We start from the raw sequence: 15,544 nt of genomic DNA on the forward strand, positions 1-15,544 counted from the left end.
CGGCGGCGCCCTTGATTTCGCGGGTGCCGTAACGGGTGGGCTGTGCCCACCCCCGTTCCGCCCTGGGGCCTACGGCACCACTACGACCGTCGTGCCCACCGTCGCAAACGTCCACATCGCGTTGCCGTCCTCGCGGGACTCGCGGATGCCGCCTGTCTGCTTCGACGGGTCGGGCTTCGGGGTCGAGCCGTCGACGGCCGCGCTGAAGCCGATCACCACGCCGTCCACGTCGGTGAAGCGCACCACATGCTCGATCGGCACGCCGTCGGAGCCTGTCACCGTGCTGGAGCGCGAGGTGACGCTGTAGGTGCCCGCCTCGGGGTCGACCGTGCTCGGCGTGACCTGAAATGTCCGCTTCGTCTCGCCGTCCGCACCGACCAGCCACACGCGGTCGTCCCCCAGCGAGTAGACGACCCGCTCGCCGGTGCCGGACTCCTCAGGGGGCGCCGCCGACTCCTGCTTCGCGCTCTCCGTGGGGGACTGCGACGCGGTGGGGGAGGGGGACGGCTCGGCCTTGCCGAGCGTGTCGGGCACATTGGCCGAGGCCTGGAAGGCGAGGAAGGCGACCGCGGCGATGGCGGCCGCGGTCAGCCCGGCCACGAATCCCGAGCTGCTCCTTGCCACGTGTGCCCACCTCTCGTACGTACGCCCGTCTCGACCCTCGACGGTGACGGTAGCAGCAGGTGTGCGGCACACCTGGGCGGCCGTGCCTCCGGCGCCCAAGCCGTAGGCTGTTTGCGTGCTCTTGCTCGCTCTGGATACCGCCACACCCGCCGTCACCGTCGCGCTGCACGACGGAGAGTCCGTCGTCGCGTCGTCGAGCCAGGTGGACGCCCGCCGCCACGGCGAGCTGCTGCTGCCCGCCGTCGACCGTGTGCTGGCCGAGGCCGGACGGAAGCTCGACGCGGTCACCGGCATCGTCGTCGGCGTCGGCCCGGGACCGTACACCGGGCTGCGTGTCGGCCTGATGACCGCCGACACCTTCGGCCTGGTGCTGGGGGTGCCCGTGTACGGCCTGTGCACGCTCGACGCCCTCGCGTACGCCTCATGCATCGAGGGCCCCTTCGTCGCGGCGACGGACGCCCGGCGCAAGGAGGTCTACTGGGCCCGGTACGCCGACCGGCGCACCCGCGTCACGGAGTCGGCCGTGGACCGGCCCGCCGACATCGCGGACCAGGTCGCCGGGCTGCCGGCCGTCGGCGCCGGGGCTCGGCTCTACCCGGACACGTTCCCGAACGCCCATGAGCCGGAGCACGTGTCCGCGGCCGCGCTCGCCTCGCTCGCGGTGGAGAAGCTGGAGGCGGGCGAGGAACCGGCCGCACCCCGGCCGCTGTATCTGCGCCGCCCGGACGCTCAGGTGCCCAAGAACTACAAGGTGGTCACACCGAAGTGACAGCTGTCGTACTGCGCGAGATGCGCTGGTGGGACATCGATCCCGTGCTGGAGCTCGAGCGCGAACTGTTTCCCGACGACGCCTGGTCGCGAGGCATGTTCTGGTCGGAGCTCGCCCATGCGCGCGGCCCGGGCGCGACCCGCCACTACGTCGTGGCCGATGACGGCGAACGGCTCGTCGGCTACGCGGGACTCGCGGTCACCGGATCGGGTGACGACGAGCACTCCGCGATGGTGGGTGACGTACAGACCATCGCCGTGGCCCGCGAGCAGTGGGGCACGGGGCTCGGCGGGCGGCTGCTCACCGAGCTGCTGCGGGCCGCGACCGCCTTCGAGTGCACCGAGGTGCTGCTCGAATGCCGTGTCGACAACATCCGCGCCCAGAAGCTCTATGAGCGCTACGGCTTCGAACCCATCGGCTTCCGGCGCGGCTACTACCAACCGGGGAACGTCGATGCCGTCGTCATGCGGCTGACCGGACCCTCCTCAGCCGACGCGGCCTCTGCCGATGCCTCCGCCGACTCCTCCGATGCGGCGACCCACCATCCCTCCACCTCCGCGAACGGCGTACAAGGAAACCGGATCCATGGCTGACTCACGCGATGCCCCCCTCGTACTCGGCATCGAGACCTCTTGCGACGAGACCGGCGTCGGCATCGTCCGCGGCACCACGCTGCTCGCGGACGCGGTCGCGTCGAGCGTGGACGAGCACGCCCGCTTCGGTGGCGTCGTGCCGGAGGTCGCGAGTCGCGCGCATCTGGAGGCGATGGTGCCGACCATCGAGCGTGCGCTGAAGGAGGCGGGGGTCGCCGCCACCGATCTGGACGGCATCGCGGTGACCGCCGGGCCCGGGCTCGCGGGGGCGCTGCTGGTCGGCGTCTCGGCCGCGAAGGCGTACGCGTACGCGCTGGGCAAGCCGCTCTACGGCGTGAACCACCTGGCCTCGCACATCTGCGTGGACCAGCTGGAGCACGGCGCGCTGCCCGAGCCCACGATGGCGCTGCTCGTCTCCGGCGGGCACTCGTCGCTGCTCCTGTCCACGGACATCACCTCGGACGTACGGCCGATGGGCGCGACCATCGACGACGCGGCGGGCGAGGCCTTCGACAAGATCGCGCGGGTGCTGAACCTGGGCTTCCCGGGCGGCCCGGTCATCGACCGGTACGCGAAGGAGGGCGACCCGGAGGCGATCGCGTTCCCGCGCGGCCTCACAGGGCCGCGCGACCCCGCGTACGACTTCTCCTTCTCCGGCCTGAAGACGGCCGTGGCCCGCTGGATCGAGGCGAAGCGGGCCGCGGGCGAGGAGGTTCCGGTGCGCGATGTCGCCGCGTCCTTCCAGGAGGCCGTCGTGGACGTGCTGACCCGGAAGGCCGTACGGGCCTGCCGCGACCAGGGCGTCGACCACCTGATGATCGGCGGCGGTGTGGCGGCCAACTCCCGGCTGCGGGCGCTCGCTCAGGAGCGCTGCGAGGCCGCCGGTATCCGACTGCGCGTGCCGCGGCCCAAGTTGTGCACCGACAACGGCGCGATGGTCGCGGCGCTCGGCGCGGAGATGGTGGCGCGCGGGCGTGCCGCCTCGGACTGGGACCTGTCCGCGGACTCCTCGCTGCCGGTGACGGACCCTCATGTGCCGGGTGTGTCCCACGGGCACGACCACGACCATGTGCACGAGGTCGCGAAGGACAACCTGTACTCATGACGGTCGCGTTGATGTGGGAGGCGCGGGCGGCCGAGGGGCGGGGCGAGGAGCTGCTCGCCTGGGCGCGGGCCCAGGAGTTGACCGGCCGGCCCCTGCGCCGGGAGACCTTTCGCGCACCTGGGGGTACCTCTCAGGCCCTTGAGGCACTGGGGGAGGACCGGGTCCTGGTCATCACCTGGTGGGACGCCGAGTACGGTGCCGAGTTGCCCGAACTGCCCGATCCCGACGAGGAGTTGGTGGCGCGGGCGGTGCACCGGTGGCGGTTCGAGTCGGTGGGCGCGGAGGCGTAGCCGCACGTATGACGTGGGCGCGGGCCCCCGAAGAACCGTGTGTGCGGTCGTTTCTGAGAATTCTCTGTGAACTCTGAGAGTTTCCGAAGGAAACCCGAGAAGCGGTATCCGCTGTAATAATTCGGACTTACGTTCTTGCGCGTGACGGAAGACAGAGGCAGCGGAAGCCGGGACGGAGTGCACGGCGACGGCGGTAACCGCGACGCGGACGGCAGGAGACGCGGCCGGCGGTCCCATGCGCTCAGGACCGCCGGAGTCATGCTCGGCTGCATCCTCGTGCTCACCGGCGCCGGAGCGGGCTGGATGTACTGGCAACTGAACGACAACATCCAGAGCGTGGACATCGACAGCGCGCTGGGCGACGACCGGCCGGGGAGGGCCGCAGCGGTGTCGACCCCGTCTCCCACGGCGTCGTCCTCCGACGAGGCCACCCCGTCCCCGTCCCCGTATCCGTCCGTGTCGGCCCTCCCGGCCGGAGCGCTGAACATCCTTGTGCTGGGCTCGGATTCGCGCAGCGGTGAACGGAACTCCGAACTCGGCGGGGGCAACAGCTCGGGCGCCCGCTCCGACACGGCGATGATCGTGCACCTCGACTCGGACCGGACCGAGGCGACGGTGGTCAGCATCCCGCGCGACACGCTGGTCACGCGCCCGTCGTGCCCCACGTCGTCGGGAGGCAGCACGGCGGTCGCGTACAACGCCATGTTCAACAGCGCGTACTCCGTGGGTGGTCCGGTGTGCGCGATCAAGACGGTGGAGCAGCTCACCGATGTCCGCATGGACCACTACATCGAGATCGACTTCGCCGGTTTCGCGGACCTGGTGGACGCGCTCGGCGGGGTGACGGTCACCACGGAGGAGGACATCGACGACGACAAGAGCCAACTCCACCTCGACGCCGGCACGCACCACCTCGACGGCACCGAGGCCCTTGCGCTCGCCCGGACCCGGCACGGCATAGGGGATGGCAGCGACCTCGGGCGCATCGGCCTCCAGCAGCAGCTGATCAAGGCGATGCTCGAAGAGGCGACGGCGAGCGACCTCCTGACCAGTCCCAGCCGCCTGTACAAGGTGGCCGACGCCGTCACGGGAAGCCTCACGACAGACACGGGCCTCGACTCGCTCGGCGAGCTGATGGGCCTGGCGGACGCGCTGAGCGGCATCTCCGCCGACGATCTGACGACGGTGACCATGCCGGTCGTGACAGCCCCCTACGACGCCAACCGGGTGGTGGCGGACGAGCCGGAGGCGAGCGAGCTGTGGGCGTCGCTGCGCTGAGGCCGCGGTGGCGGTGAGGCCGCGGTGGGGGTGAGGCCGCCGTGGCGGTGAGCCGCCGCCGGCCCGTCCGGAGAATTCCTCGAAGAATTTCCCGCCCGGTGTCGATTCACGTGTCTCCCGATCGACGCACGGGTGAGAGGCGGGGAAGGACCCCGCCCCCCGACCGATGGGAGACGATCATGCCGCGTTATCTGTCGATGATCCGTATCGATGAGAACAACGCGCCCGCCGAGGGCCCGAGCGAGGCCCTCATGCAGCGCATGGGCGAGCTGATCGAGGAGATGACCAAGGCCGGAGTGCTCCTCGACACCGCTGGCCTCGGGCCGACCGCGCAGGGCACCCGCGTGCGCTGGGAGGGCGGACAGCTGTCCGTCACCGACGGCCCGTTCACCGAGTCCAAGGAGGTCATCGGCGGCTACTCGATCCTCCAGGCCAAGGACATGGCGGAGGCCGTCGAATGGACGAAGCGCTTCCTGAAGGTCCACGAGGAGTACTGGACGGTGACCTGCGAGGTCCGGGAGATCCAGGAGCCCTGACGGGACGTCGAGGAGCCCTGACGAGAGAGAGACGGGCGGGACGGCGGCGGCCCTGGGCCGGGCGCGCGGGGCAGGCGCTAGGCGGCCGCCGCCGGCCGCCCGACCAGCATGGTCGGCGCCCCCGCCACCCGTGTGAGGAAGACCGTCGCCGAATTCGGCCCCTGCGGCTTCACCTTGCGCCGCAGCTCCTCCGGTTCGACGGCGGACCCCCGCTTCTTGACGGTCAGGATTCCGACCTCACGTTCCCGAAGCAGCGCCTTCAGCCTCTTCACGTTGAAGGGAAGCCGGTCGGTGATCTCGTAGGCGGTGGCGTACGAGGTGGGGCGCAGGTCGTCCGCGGTGACGTACGCGATGGTCTCGTCGATCAGGCCTCCGCCGACGTCCTGGGCGACCTCGGCGACCAGATGCGCGCGGATCACGGCGCCGTCCGGCTCGTAGAGATAGCGGCCGACGGGCCGTACCTCCGGATCGGGCAGTCCGCGGCCCACCAGCGAGCGCGGGCCGGGCAGCAGCGTCGCCCGGACCGTTCCGGGCTCGGTGCCGAACCACAGCACCGCCTCCTTCACGTCCCCGTGGTCCGAGATCCACTCGGCCCCGGCGTCGGCGGGGATCGTCTCGTGAGGGATGCCCGGCGCGATCTTCAACGCGGCGCGGGGCGCTGTGCGGGCCGCTCCGACGGCCCAGGAGAGCGGCGGTGAGTACGCCTCGGGGTCGAAGACCCGCCCTCGTCCGCCGCGCCGCGCAGGGTCCACGAACACCGCGTCGTACGACCCGGTGTCCACCTCCGTGACATCGGCCTCCCGCACCTCGATCAGGCCGTCGAGGCCGAGCGTCGCGGCGTTCGCGCGGGCGACCGCGCACGTCAGCGGGTCCCGGTCCACGGCCAGCACCGAGATGCCCGCGCGGGCCAGCGCGATCGCGTCGCCGCCCACCCCGCAGCACAGGTCGGCGACGCTGCGTACGCCGAGGTCGGCGAACCGGCCTGCGCGGTACGCCGCGACCGACGCGCGCGTCGCCTGCTCCACGCCGTTCGGCGTGAAGAACATCCGGCCGGCGTCCGCCGCGCCGAACTTCGCCGCGGCCCGCTGCCGCAGCCGCGCCTGACCGATGGCCGAAGAGACCAGCTCGGCTGCGTGTTCACGGCGCAGCCGCGTGGCGACAGCCAGCTCCTGCGCCGGGTCGATGTCGCGCACCTCGTCGAGGAGGGCGCGGCCCTCTTCGGTGAGCAGCGCGGAGAAGGCGGAGACGTCGGAAGCGGCGGAGGCAGCGCGAGCACGGTCGTTCACCGGCCCATTGTGGGCCAGCCGGTGGACGATGCGCGCCCGGCGGCGGTGTCAGCCCGTTCCCGGCGTCCGCCGCTGAGAGGATGCGGCGCCATGCGGCAAATGCGACAAAAAGACAATATTTTCGGCGCTGGGCTGCGCAGCGCGAGACCGGACGCGTCAGGGTCGCCCCAGCAGGCCGCCTGCAGGGCGAACGAGGCGAGGTCCGCCACCCTGATCTCGGGCGCCGGAAACCGCGGCAGCCGCCCGTCCTCCGCCTCCGACCAGCACCGGTACACGGCGCGTCAGGTCTGTCTCGCCGTAGCCGCCGTCGCCGTGATCGCCTCGGGCTGCGGCGACTCCGGCTCGGCCTCCGGTTCCCGCTCGGGCGCCGTCTCCCGGCCGGGCCCCGGTCCCGGCTCGGGGCCCGGCGGGGCCCAGCCCCTTCAGGCCCCTCCCGCCCGCGCCCTCGACGAGTACGCGCGGGAGCTGCGCGTCTCGCAGGCCGCCCGGGTCGCCGCCGCAAAGCGCTGGGGGCTGTCCGGGCCCCCGCTGCCCGCCCCCGCCCCGCCCTCCGTCAAGCCCGGGATCGAGACCCGAGAGGGCTTCGAGGTCACGGACGGCGAGGGCCTGCCGCCCGTCTTCACGACCGTCCCGACCAAGGACAAGGTCGTCTTCCTCACCATCGACGACGGGGCCGAGAAGGACCCGGCGCTGCTGAGGATGATGAGCGAGCTGAAGATTCCGTACACCGCCTTCCTCAGCGACTACCTGGTCAAGGAGGACTACGGCTACTTCAGGAAGATGCAGGAGCGCGGCGTCACGCTGAACAACCACACCCTCAACCACCCCTATCTACCCGGTCTCTCCTACGCCGAGCAGCGGCGTGAGATCTGCGGCATGCAGGACGTCATCGAGAAGGAGTACGGCACACGTCCCACCGTGTTCCGTCCGCCCTTCGGCAACTACAACCGGGACACGCTGCGTGCCGCCAAGTCCTGCGGCATCAAGGCCGTTCCGCTGTGGAACGCCGAGGCCTTCCCGGACCACATGGACTGGCGCGAATGGGACCGCGACCTGCACCCCGGCGACATCATCCTCACCCACTTCCGGGGTCGGGAGGACTGGAACGGCACGATGTCCGACATGATCCGGCACGTCATGAAGGTGATCACCGCCAAGGGATACGCGGTGGCCAGGCTGGAGGACTACCTCTGATGCGGGCGACACCGAACCGAGTGCGGCCGCTTCGTACGCCGTATTCGTACAACCGTCCCGTAACCAGCCCGTGCGGGCGATTCGCGGTGTTGTCTGCGCCGCGTTGGCACTCCGCTTGACCGAGTGCTAATCGCGGTCATAGTCTCGGCCCTGGCACTCCCCACTGGAGAGTGCCAATAGCGACGGGCAGGTCCGGCACCCGCGACGACGGATCGACCTGGTCGCCACCTCAGACAGTTAACCCCGTGAGATCTCCGAAGGGGGAGGTCGGATCGTGACGACCACCAGCTCCAAGGTTGCCATCAAGCCGCTTGAGGACCGCATCGTGGTCCAGCCGCTCGACGCCGAGCAGACCACGGCCTCTGGCCTGGTCATCCCGGACACCGCCAAGGAGAAGCCCCAGGAGGGCGTCGTCCTGGCCGTGGGCCCGGGCCGCTTCGAGAACGGCGAGCGCCTTCCGCTCGACGTCAAGACCGGCGACATCGTGCTGTACAGCAAGTACGGCGGCACCGAGGTGAAGTACAACGGCGAGGAGTACCTCGTCCTCTCGGCTCGCGACGTGCTCGCGATCATCGAGAAGTAATTCACCGCAGATTTGCTTTGTGAGCTGCGCCCCTGGTCACCCCGCTGAAGCCGGGCGGCGAGGGGCGCAGTTCTTTAAACCGAGTTCCGAGAGGGCTGAACCGCTCCCATGGCGAAGATCCTGAAGTTCGACGAGGACGCCCGTCGCGCCCTCGAGCGCGGCGTCAACAAGCTTGCCGACACGGTCAAGGTGACGATCGGCCCCAAGGGCCGCAACGTCGTCATCGACAAGAAGTTCGGCGCGCCCACCATCACCAACGACGGTGTCACGATCGCCCGTGAGGTCGAGATCGACGACCCGTACGAGAACCTCGGCGCCCAGCTGGTGAAGGAGGTGGCGACCAAGACCAACGACATCGCGGGTGACGGCACCACCACCGCCACCGTGCTGGCCCAGGCCCTCGTCAAGGAGGGTCTGCGCAACGTCGCCGCCGGTGCCTCCCCGGCCGCCCTGAAGAAGGGCATCGACGCGGCCGTCGCCGCGGTCTCCGAGGAGCTCCTCGCCACCGCCCGTCCGATCGACGAGAAGTCCGACATCGCCGCCGTCGCCGCGCTGTCCGCCCAGGACCAGCAGGTCGGCGAGCTCATCGCCGAGGCGATGGACAAGGTCGGCAAGGACGGTGTCATCACCGTCGAGGAGTCCAACACCTTCGGTCTGGAGCTGGACTTCACCGAGGGCATGGCCTTCGACAAGGGCTACCTGTCGCCGTACATGGTGTCCGACCAGGAGCGTATGGAGGCCGTCCTCGACGACCCGTACATCCTCATCAACCAGGGCAAGATCACCTCCATCCAGGACCTGCTGCCGCTGCTGGAGAAGGTCATCCAGGCCGGTTCCTCCAAGCCGCTGCTGATCATCGCCGAGGACGTCGAGGGCGAGGCCCTGTCGACCCTCGTCGTGAACAAGATCCGCGGCACCTTCAACGCCGTCGCGGTGAAGGCCCCCGGCTTCGGCGACCGCCGCAAGGCGATGCTGCAGGACATGGCGGTCCTCACCGGCGCCCAGGTAGTCGCCGAGGAGGTCGGCCTCAAGCTCGACCAGGTCGGCCTCGAGGTGCTGGGCACCGCCCGCCGCGTGACCGTCACCAAGGACGACACGACCATCGTCGACGGCGGCGGCAAGTCCGAGGACGTCGCGGGCCGCGTCAACCAGATCAAGGCCGAGATCGAGAACACCGACTCCGACTGGGACCGCGAGAAGCTCCAGGAGCGCCTCGCGAAGCTGGCCGGCGGCGTGTGCGTGATCAAGGTCGGCGCCGCCACCGAGGTGGAGCTGAAGGAGAAGAAGCACCGTCTGGAGGACGCCATCTCCGCGACCCGCGCCGCGGTCGAGGAGGGCATCGTCTCCGGTGGTGGCTCCGCGCTCGTCCACGCCGTGAAGGTGCTCGAGGGCAACCTCGGCAAGACCGGCGACGAGGCCACCGGTGTCTCGGTCGTCCGCCGCGCCGCCGTCGAGCCGCTGCGCTGGATCGCCGAGAACGCCGGCCTCGAGGGCTACGTCATCGTCTCCAAGGTGGCCGAGCTCGAGAAGGGCAACGGCTACAACGCCGCCACCGGCGAGTACGGCGACCTGGTGAAGTCCGGCGTCATCGACCCGGTCAAGGTCACCCGCTCCGCGCTGGAGAACGCCGCGTCCATCGCCTCCCTGCTGCTCACGACCGAGACCCTGGTCGTCGAGAAGCCGGCCGAGGAGGAGGCCGAGGCCGGTCACGGCCACGGTCACGGCCACGCGCACTGACGTCGTGCCGGCGCACGTCGGCTGACGAGCACGTCGGCTGACGAGCACGTCGGCTACGGACGAAGGGAAGGTCCCCGCTCCCTCAGGGAACGGGGACCTTCCCGCGTTCAGCCGTAGGCATCTCCCGGAGCCGGAGCCGGAGCCGGAGCCGGAGCCGGTGCCCGTGCCGCGCAGAGTCCTTCGGCGGCCGCTACATCTCCAGTGCCTCCAGCTGCCCCATCAGGCCAAGCCTGTCGTACTGCCACCAGCCCTCGACGATCTTGCCGTCCTCGCGGCACCGGTGGATGGTCGTTCCGGTCATGGTGACCTGCTTGTTGCTGGCCGGAATCCCCATGAACTCGCCGCTGTGAGTGGCGTTCCAGGTCCAGCGGTTGCAGACTCTGTCGCCCTCCGCGAGCTGGTCGTCGATGGTGAACTCGAAATCGAACCCGCCGCGCCACATCTCTATCTCGCGGCGCATCGCGTCCATCCCGATGTTGTCCGGGTCGTTGGCCGGATCGTGGTCGTGGTAGTTCTCCGCCAGGAAGCCGTCGAGCGGCGGAAGGTCGCCCTTGACGGCGATCGTCTCGAAGAACCCTCGGCAGGTGTCCTTGTAGAGCTGCTCGTCGCGGACGATCTCCAGGTCCGTGAACGTCGGCATCTCGTCGCAGAGGGCCACCATCTCCCGGAAGACCCGGTCCGTCTCCGGGAGGTTCGAGTTCCTCATCGCGTCCTCGTACGACGGGAACTCGACGATCTCGATGAAGTGGGAGTCGTCGGACCGGTCCTTGCCGATGATGCTGTGCGAGGCGGTCCTCTTGCCCTTGGTCTGCTCGACCCATGTGTCCATGAGCCGGTTCATCTCGTCGAATCTGCTCGTCTTGCAGTCAATGAGCTGCACGAACGTCATGGCGCCTCCCGACGTGCTCAGGCCTGGTGAGATGCATCCATTTTAGTGAAAAATCCCATTCCGCCGATGTGGCGGAACGGGATTCGGGAGGTCACTGGGGTCCGTATTTCCGACCCGTCTTCGAGGAGACCCCGCCGACCAGGGACCGCGGGGCGACCTTCACCAGGCCCATCAGCGCCTTGTACCGAGGATCCGGAATCGACAGGGTCTTGCCGCGGGACAGATCGGTCAGTGCCGCGGTGACCAGCTTGTCCGCATCCAGCCACATCCACTTCGGGATGTTGTCCGTGCTCATCCCGGCACGCTCGTGGAACTCGGTCCGTACGAAGCCGGGGCACAGCGCCATCAGCCGTACGCCCGATCCGGCCAGGTCCTTCGCGGCACCCTGCGTGAACTGCACGACCCACGCCTTCGAGGCCCCGTACGTCCCGCGCGGGACGAACGCCGCCACCGAGGCGACGTTGATCACGGCTCCACGGCCGCGCTCCCGCATCGCCTCCGCCGCCGCCGACGTCAGCCGGAGCACGGCCTCGCAGTGCACCTTCAGCATCGTCAGCTCGTCGGCCATGGAGACCTCCAGATAGCGGCCCTTGTTGCCGAAGCCCGCGTTGTTCACCAGGAGGTCGACCGGCCTCTTGCGGTCCGAGAGGCGTGCGGTGACCGCCTCGATGCCGTCCTCCGTCGCGAGGTCCGCCGTCAGCACCTCCGCCTCGATGCCGTGCCGGTCGTGCAGCTCGGTGGCCTGCTCGCGCAGCCGCTTGGTGTCGCGGGCCACCAGGACCAGGTCGCGACCGTCTGCGGCGAGGCGCCGCGCGAAGGCGGCGCCGATGCCCGCCGTGGATCCCGTAATCAGAGCCGTTGTCATGGATCAAGGCTAGTCAACTGCCCGTTTCCGGGGCGCGGCCAGTCCACCCGCCCAGCCGGATGGCGGGGTATCGGCCGTACGGGTGACAGGCCGTCAGGAGCGGTACGTCGCCACGTAGTCGCGGGCGTCCCTGGGCGCCCCGGCGTGCAGCCCCTCCGCTGCCGCAAGCAGCCGCGGCAGCAGCTCCCGCTCACCGCAGCGCCAGGTACAACGCCAGGCAGTCGGTCGCCAAAGGGTCCACTCACTATTAGCCGCTGTATCCAAGACTCGCTTATGCTCGAACCGTGATCGAGGCCCGTCATCTCCGTGTCCTGCGTGCCGTGGCCACCACGGGTTCCTTCTCGGCGGCGGCCCGCGAACTCGGCTGCACCCAGCCCGCGGTCAGCCAGCAGATGAAGGCCCTCGAAGCCACCACCGGCACGCCGCTGCTGATCCGCACGGGCCGCGAGATGCGTCTCACCCAGGCAGGCGAGGCGCTGGTCCGGCACGCCACGACCATCCTCGCCGGGCTCACCGCGGCCGAGGAGGAGATCGCCGCCATCGCGGGCCTGCGGGCCGGCCGGGTCCGGCTCGTCTCCTTTCCCAGCGGCAGCTCCACGCTCGTTCCCTCGGCGCTGGCCGCGCTGCGCGCCGCGCACCCCGGCACCCGTGTCTCGCTGGTGGAGGCCGAGCCGCCGCGCTCGGTCGAGATGCTCCGCGAGGGCGACTGCGATGTGACGCTGGCCTTCCGCTACGAGGGCGCTCCGGGCGCCGAGGAGTGGGACGACCTGGTGGTGCGCCCCCTGCTCGCCGACCGGCTCGTCTGTCTCGTCCCCGAGGGGCACCGGCTCGCCGGGACGGAGTCGCTCGCCATCGGGGAGCTCGCCGACGAGCCGTGGATCGCGGGCTGCCCGCGCTGTCGGCGGCAGCTGGTCGAGGTCTGCGAGAGCGCGGGATTCGCGCCGCGGATCGATTTCGCCACCGACGACTATCCGGCGGTGGTCGGGCTGGTCCGGGCAGGTCTTGGCGTGGCGGTCCTGCCTGAGCTCGCACTGGAGTCCGTACGCCCGAAGGGGGTGCGCGCGGTGGCGGTCGAGCCTCCGGTGCAGCGGGAGATCGTGGCGCTCACGCTGCCGGATCTGGCACAGGTTCCGGCGGTGGCGGCGACGCTCGATCATCTGGCTCGGGCCGCGACGCGTTAGGGCGCGAAGGCCGCCGGGAAGCGGTACGAGCAGCGTGCGGAAGCCGGACGGGCAAGCGCCGGGAGTCGGACGGGCAAGCGCCGGGAGTCGGACGGGCGGCGCGGGGAAGCCGGACGCGCAAGCGCCAGGAGTCGGACGGGCGGCGCGGGGAAGCCGTACGAGCAGCGTGCGGAAGCCGTACTAGCAGCGCGGGGAAGCCGTACTAGCAGCGCGGGGAAGCCGTACGAGCAGCGCGGGGAAGCCGGACAGGGAACAGCCGGACCGGAAACAGAACAGGCACGCATGCGCGTGCCCCACGCAGGAACCCCTCCTGCCGAATCGATCCTTCAGTTGGCTGCTGCGCTGAGCGTCAGCTGTCGTCGATGCCGCCGATGCCGCCGCCCGTCGTGGAAGCCGAGACCAGCCGGTTGCGAGCGCGCCCCATGAGCTCCTCGCGTTCGTCCTCGGTCAGCCCGCCCCACACGCCGTAGGGCTCGCGCACCGCCAGGGCGTGGGCGGCGCACTGGGCCCGTACCGGGCATCGCATGCAGACCTCTTTGGCCGAGTTCTCGCGGGCACTCCGTGCCGCGCCCCGCTCGCCCTCCGGGTGGAAGAAGAGCGAGCTGTCGACTCCGCGGCAGGCCGCGAGCAACTGCCAGTCCCACAGATCTGCGTTCGGTCCGGGAAGGCGGGAGAAATCTGCCATCGCTTGTCCCCTTGTAGCCGTTCTGGCGCGGACAGTGCCCACGACCGTACATCTACTGTCTAAGGAGATGAAAATATGACTCTTTGCGAATCTAGTCGCAGACACCAGGAAATGGAAAGAAAAGGGGCCTGAATGGGGCATAAGGGTCGTCGGAACAGCGAGCAGTGACCGCGCGACCTGCGGTGTGTCCGTACCCTCACGTAGAGTGCCGAAGGTGGCTGACCGACCCGTAACTCTTTCGAGTGACCATCGTTGAGTCTGCGGAAGCGGTTGAAGGAACAAGCGCTCGGGCAGACGGCAGTCGTCGTCGGCGAGTGTCGACCGCACAGGTGACGATCCGTAACAGCCTGGAGGTTCAAGGTGACGCGCATCAGCTGCGGAGGGCGGCCATGACATCCGTCCTCGTCTGCGACGACTCCCCGCTTGCCCGAGAAGCGCTCCGACGCGCGGTCGCGACCGTGCCCGGTGTCGAGCGTGTGACGACAGCGGCCAACGGCGAGGAAGTCCTCCGCCGCTGGGGGGCCGACCGCTCGGACCTGATTCTGATGGACGTACGCATGCCCGGTCTGGGGGGCGTGGAGACCGTCCGGCGGCTGCTCTCCGCCGACCCGGGTGCCCGGATCATCATGCTCACCGTCGCCGAGGACCTGGACGGTGTCGCGCTCGCCGTCGCCGCAGGTGCCCGCGGCTATCTGCACAAGGACGCCTCGCGCGCCGAACTGCGTGCCACCGTGACGCAGGCACTCGCCGACCCGACCTGGCGCCTCGCACCGCGGCGGCTGCGCTCCGCCGAGATGGGGGCGGCGCCGACGCTCACCGCACGTGAGATCCAGGTCCTCGAGGGCATGAGCCACGGCCGGTCGAACGCCGAGATCGGCAGGGAGCTCTTCCTCTCCGAGGACACCGTCAAGACGCACGCCCGGCGGCTTTTCAAGAAGCTCGGCGCCTCGGACCGGGCGCACGCGGTGGCGCTCGGTTTCCGCTGGGGCCTGGTCCGTTAGGTGTGCCGCCGCGGGGGTACGGCGATCCCCGCCCGCCGTACGGTGGGCGGGGCGGCGAATGCCCGCTTCCGCCCACCACGACAGCGGCCGATGTCCCCGCCGCGATGGGGGTACCTCCCGCTCGAGCGAAGCCGAGAGTGGGGGAGGCTGGTGTCGCTTCGCGGCCGATGCCGCATCCTTGAGGTGTGGAGTTCCTCGGGGACAAGTCGGTCGAGCGGAAGGGGAGGGCGCAGGAGATGAGTTCCGGCGCACCTGCTCATAACGCTTCGGTGCACAACTACGGACGTGGTGCCACGGAGCGGTCAGCCCCAAGGCACCATGGACCGATGCGCGAGGACGGGACGACGGTGATCGGTGCGCTCGTCCATCGTGCCGTCGAGGGTGATGAGCAGGCCACGCATGACCTGCTCGCCCATGTTCACCCCCTCGCCCTTCGCTACTGCCGTACGCGGCTGTCCCGGCTGCCGGGTGATGCCCGCCACTTCGTGGAGGACCTGGCGCAGGAGGTGTGCGTCGCGGTGCTGCTGGCACTGCCGCGCTACAAGGACACGGGGCGCCCCTTCGAGGCCTTCGTCTTCGCCATCGCCGCGCACAAGGTCGCCGACCTGCAGCGCGCCGCCATGCGCCACCCGGGGTCCACGGCGGTGCCGTCGGACGAGATGCCCGAGCGGCCCGACGACTCACTCGGCCCGGAGGAACGGGCCGTGCTGAGCAGCGATGCCGAGTGGGCGAAGAAACTCCTCGCGAACCTTCCGGAGAACCAGCGGGAGCTGCTGCTCCTCAGGATCGCCGTCGGGCTCACGGCCGAGGAGACGGGCCAGATGCTGGGGATGTCGCCGGGGGCTGTGCGGGTGGCGCAGCATCGGGCGCTGAGCCGGCTGAGGGCGTTGGCCGAGCAGTAGATACGGCTTGGGGCCCTGAGGGCCGG

General features: G+C 70.1%; 17 protein-coding genes. 12 read left to right on the forward strand and 5 right to left on the reverse strand.

Annotated features, from left to right (window positions below):
• Nucleotides 1-69: 69 nt before the first annotated feature.
• The gene (locus tag H1D24_RS20700) at nt 70-624 is read right to left on the reverse strand and encodes a hypothetical protein (RefSeq protein WP_181659111.1); all 555 of its coding nucleotides are present in this window, start codon (nt 622-624) and stop codon (nt 70-72) included.
• 115 nt (nt 625-739) lie between these two features.
• On the opposite strand from H1D24_RS20700, the gene tsaB reads away from it, so the two are divergent.
• The 6 genes from tsaB (at nt 740) to H1D24_RS20730 (ending at nt 5,195) form a co-directional block, all read left to right on the forward strand.
• Nucleotides 740-1,393, forward strand: coding sequence for a tRNA (adenosine(37)-N6)-threonylcarbamoyltransferase complex dimerization subunit type 1 TsaB (gene tsaB / locus H1D24_RS20705; protein ID WP_181659112.1), 654 nt, complete (start codon nt 740-742; stop codon nt 1,391-1,393).
• A gap of 20 nt (nt 1,394-1,413) precedes the next feature.
• Entirely contained in the window at nt 1,414-1,986 is a 573-nt protein-coding gene (rimI, locus tag H1D24_RS20710; RefSeq protein ID WP_181659197.1) for a ribosomal protein S18-alanine N-acetyltransferase, read from the forward strand.
• Entirely contained in the window at nt 1,979-3,091 is a 1,113-nt protein-coding gene (gene tsaD / locus H1D24_RS20715) for a tRNA (adenosine(37)-N6)-threonylcarbamoyltransferase complex transferase subunit TsaD (RefSeq protein WP_181659113.1), read from the forward strand. The genes rimI and tsaD overlap by 8 nt, the downstream gene beginning before the upstream one ends.
• Nucleotides 3,088-3,381, forward strand: coding sequence for a hypothetical protein (locus tag H1D24_RS20720; RefSeq protein WP_181659114.1), 294 nt, complete (start codon nt 3,088-3,090; stop codon nt 3,379-3,381). Before tsaD ends, H1D24_RS20720 begins: the two co-directional genes overlap by 4 nt.
• A 141-nt stretch (nt 3,382-3,522) precedes the next feature.
• Complete coding sequence (locus tag H1D24_RS20725) at nt 3,523-4,659, forward strand: LCP family protein (RefSeq protein WP_374064271.1); 1,137 nt, start codon at nt 3,523-3,525, stop codon at nt 4,657-4,659.
• Between the two features lie 179 nt (nt 4,660-4,838).
• The gene (locus H1D24_RS20730; protein ID WP_181659115.1) at nt 4,839-5,195 is read left to right on the forward strand and encodes a YciI family protein; all 357 of its coding nucleotides are present in this window, start codon (nt 4,839-4,841) and stop codon (nt 5,193-5,195) included.
• A 77-nt stretch (nt 5,196-5,272) separates the two neighbouring features.
• On the opposite strand, the gene H1D24_RS20735 is transcribed toward H1D24_RS20730, so the two are convergent.
• Entirely contained in the window at nt 5,273-6,481 is a 1,209-nt protein-coding gene (locus tag H1D24_RS20735; protein ID WP_309484398.1) for a THUMP-like domain-containing protein, read from the reverse strand.
• A 99-nt stretch (nt 6,482-6,580) separates the two neighbouring features.
• On the opposite strand from H1D24_RS20735, the gene H1D24_RS20740 reads away from it, so the two are divergent.
• From H1D24_RS20740 to groL, 3 genes are all read left to right on the forward strand, one after another.
• Nucleotides 6,581-7,675, forward strand: coding sequence for a polysaccharide deacetylase family protein (locus H1D24_RS20740; RefSeq protein ID WP_181659116.1), 1,095 nt, complete (start codon nt 6,581-6,583; stop codon nt 7,673-7,675).
• Between the two features lie 274 nt (nt 7,676-7,949).
• Nucleotides 7,950-8,258, forward strand: coding sequence for a co-chaperone GroES (gene groES, locus H1D24_RS20745; protein ID WP_003998759.1), 309 nt, complete (start codon nt 7,950-7,952; stop codon nt 8,256-8,258).
• Nucleotides 8,259-8,366: 108 nt separating this feature from the next.
• Nucleotides 8,367-9,995, forward strand: a complete 1,629-nt coding sequence (groL, locus tag H1D24_RS20750; protein WP_181659117.1) for a chaperonin GroEL — start codon at nt 8,367-8,369, stop codon at nt 9,993-9,995.
• Nucleotides 9,996-10,185: 190 nt separating this feature from the next.
• Here groL and H1D24_RS20755 read toward each other — a convergent pair whose 3' ends face one another.
• Together H1D24_RS20755 and H1D24_RS20760 are read right to left on the reverse strand one after the other, a co-directional pair.
• Nucleotides 10,186-10,884 (reverse strand): ester cyclase, encoded by a 699-nt coding sequence (locus H1D24_RS20755; RefSeq protein ID WP_181659118.1) that lies wholly within the window; start codon nt 10,882-10,884, stop codon nt 10,186-10,188.
• 91 nt (nt 10,885-10,975) lie between these two features.
• Nucleotides 10,976-11,749 carry an SDR family NAD(P)-dependent oxidoreductase gene (locus tag H1D24_RS20760; protein WP_181659119.1) on the reverse strand — a complete coding sequence of 258 codons (774 nt, stop codon included), beginning with the start codon at nt 11,747-11,749 and terminating at the stop codon, nt 10,976-10,978.
• 284 nt (nt 11,750-12,033) lie between these two features.
• Here H1D24_RS20760 and H1D24_RS20765 point away from each other — a divergent pair, with 284 nt between their 5' ends.
• Nucleotides 12,034-12,930 (forward strand): LysR family transcriptional regulator, encoded by an 897-nt coding sequence (locus H1D24_RS20765; RefSeq protein ID WP_181659120.1) that lies wholly within the window; start codon nt 12,034-12,036, stop codon nt 12,928-12,930.
• A 349-nt stretch (nt 12,931-13,279) separates the two neighbouring features.
• Here the strand turns inward: H1D24_RS20765 and H1D24_RS20770 are convergent, their stop codons facing one another.
• The gene (locus H1D24_RS20770) at nt 13,280-13,615 is read right to left on the reverse strand and encodes a WhiB family transcriptional regulator (RefSeq protein WP_181659121.1); all 336 of its coding nucleotides are present in this window, start codon (nt 13,613-13,615) and stop codon (nt 13,280-13,282) included.
• A gap of 389 nt (nt 13,616-14,004) precedes the next feature.
• On the opposite strand from H1D24_RS20770, the gene H1D24_RS20775 reads away from it, so the two are divergent.
• Together H1D24_RS20775 and H1D24_RS20780 are read left to right on the forward strand one after the other, a co-directional pair.
• Nucleotides 14,005-14,616 carry a response regulator transcription factor gene (locus tag H1D24_RS20775; RefSeq protein ID WP_003948568.1) on the forward strand — a complete coding sequence of 204 codons (612 nt, stop codon included), beginning with the start codon at nt 14,005-14,007 and terminating at the stop codon, nt 14,614-14,616.
• Nucleotides 14,617-14,942: 326 nt separating this feature from the next.
• On the forward strand, nt 14,943-15,518 hold the full coding sequence (locus H1D24_RS20780; RefSeq protein ID WP_281399109.1) for a sigma-70 family RNA polymerase sigma factor: 576 nt from the start codon (nt 14,943-14,945) through the stop codon (nt 15,516-15,518).
• Nucleotides 15,519-15,544 lie beyond the last annotated feature (26 nt).

Source organism: Streptomyces himalayensis subsp. himalayensis (genome assembly GCF_013778455.1).
Lineage (GTDB): Bacteria > Actinomycetota > Actinomycetes > Streptomycetales > Streptomycetaceae > Streptomyces > Streptomyces himalayensis.

Excerpts from the sequence above, each read along its gene's own strand:
- rimI (WP_181659197.1), top strand. The coding sequence starts at position 1,414 with ATGCGCTGGTGGGACATCGATCCCGTGCTGGAGCTCGAGCGCGAACTG.
- tsaD (WP_181659113.1), top strand. The coding sequence starts at position 1,979 with ATGGCTGACTCACGCGATGCCCCCCTCGTACTCGGCATCGAGACCTCT.
- H1D24_RS20755 (WP_181659118.1), bottom strand. The coding sequence starts at position 10,884 with ATGACGTTCGTGCAGCTCATTGACTGCAAGACGAGCAGATTCGACGAG.
- groL (WP_181659117.1), top strand. The coding sequence starts at position 8,367 with ATGGCGAAGATCCTGAAGTTCGACGAGGACGCCCGTCGCGCCCTCGAG.
- H1D24_RS20730 (WP_181659115.1), top strand. The coding sequence starts at position 4,839 with ATGCCGCGTTATCTGTCGATGATCCGTATCGATGAGAACAACGCGCCC.
- H1D24_RS20770 (WP_181659121.1), bottom strand. The coding sequence starts at position 13,615 with ATGGCAGATTTCTCCCGCCTTCCCGGACCGAACGCAGATCTGTGGGAC.
- H1D24_RS20780 (WP_281399109.1), top strand. The coding sequence starts at position 14,943 with ATGCGCGAGGACGGGACGACGGTGATCGGTGCGCTCGTCCATCGTGCC.
- H1D24_RS20740 (WP_181659116.1), top strand. The coding sequence starts at position 6,581 with ATGCGACAAAAAGACAATATTTTCGGCGCTGGGCTGCGCAGCGCGAGA.
- H1D24_RS20720 (WP_181659114.1), top strand. The coding sequence starts at position 3,088 with ATGACGGTCGCGTTGATGTGGGAGGCGCGGGCGGCCGAGGGGCGGGGC.
- H1D24_RS20760 (WP_181659119.1), bottom strand. The coding sequence starts at position 11,749 with ATGACAACGGCTCTGATTACGGGATCCACGGCGGGCATCGGCGCCGCC.
- H1D24_RS20775 (WP_003948568.1), top strand. The coding sequence starts at position 14,005 with ATGACATCCGTCCTCGTCTGCGACGACTCCCCGCTTGCCCGAGAAGCG.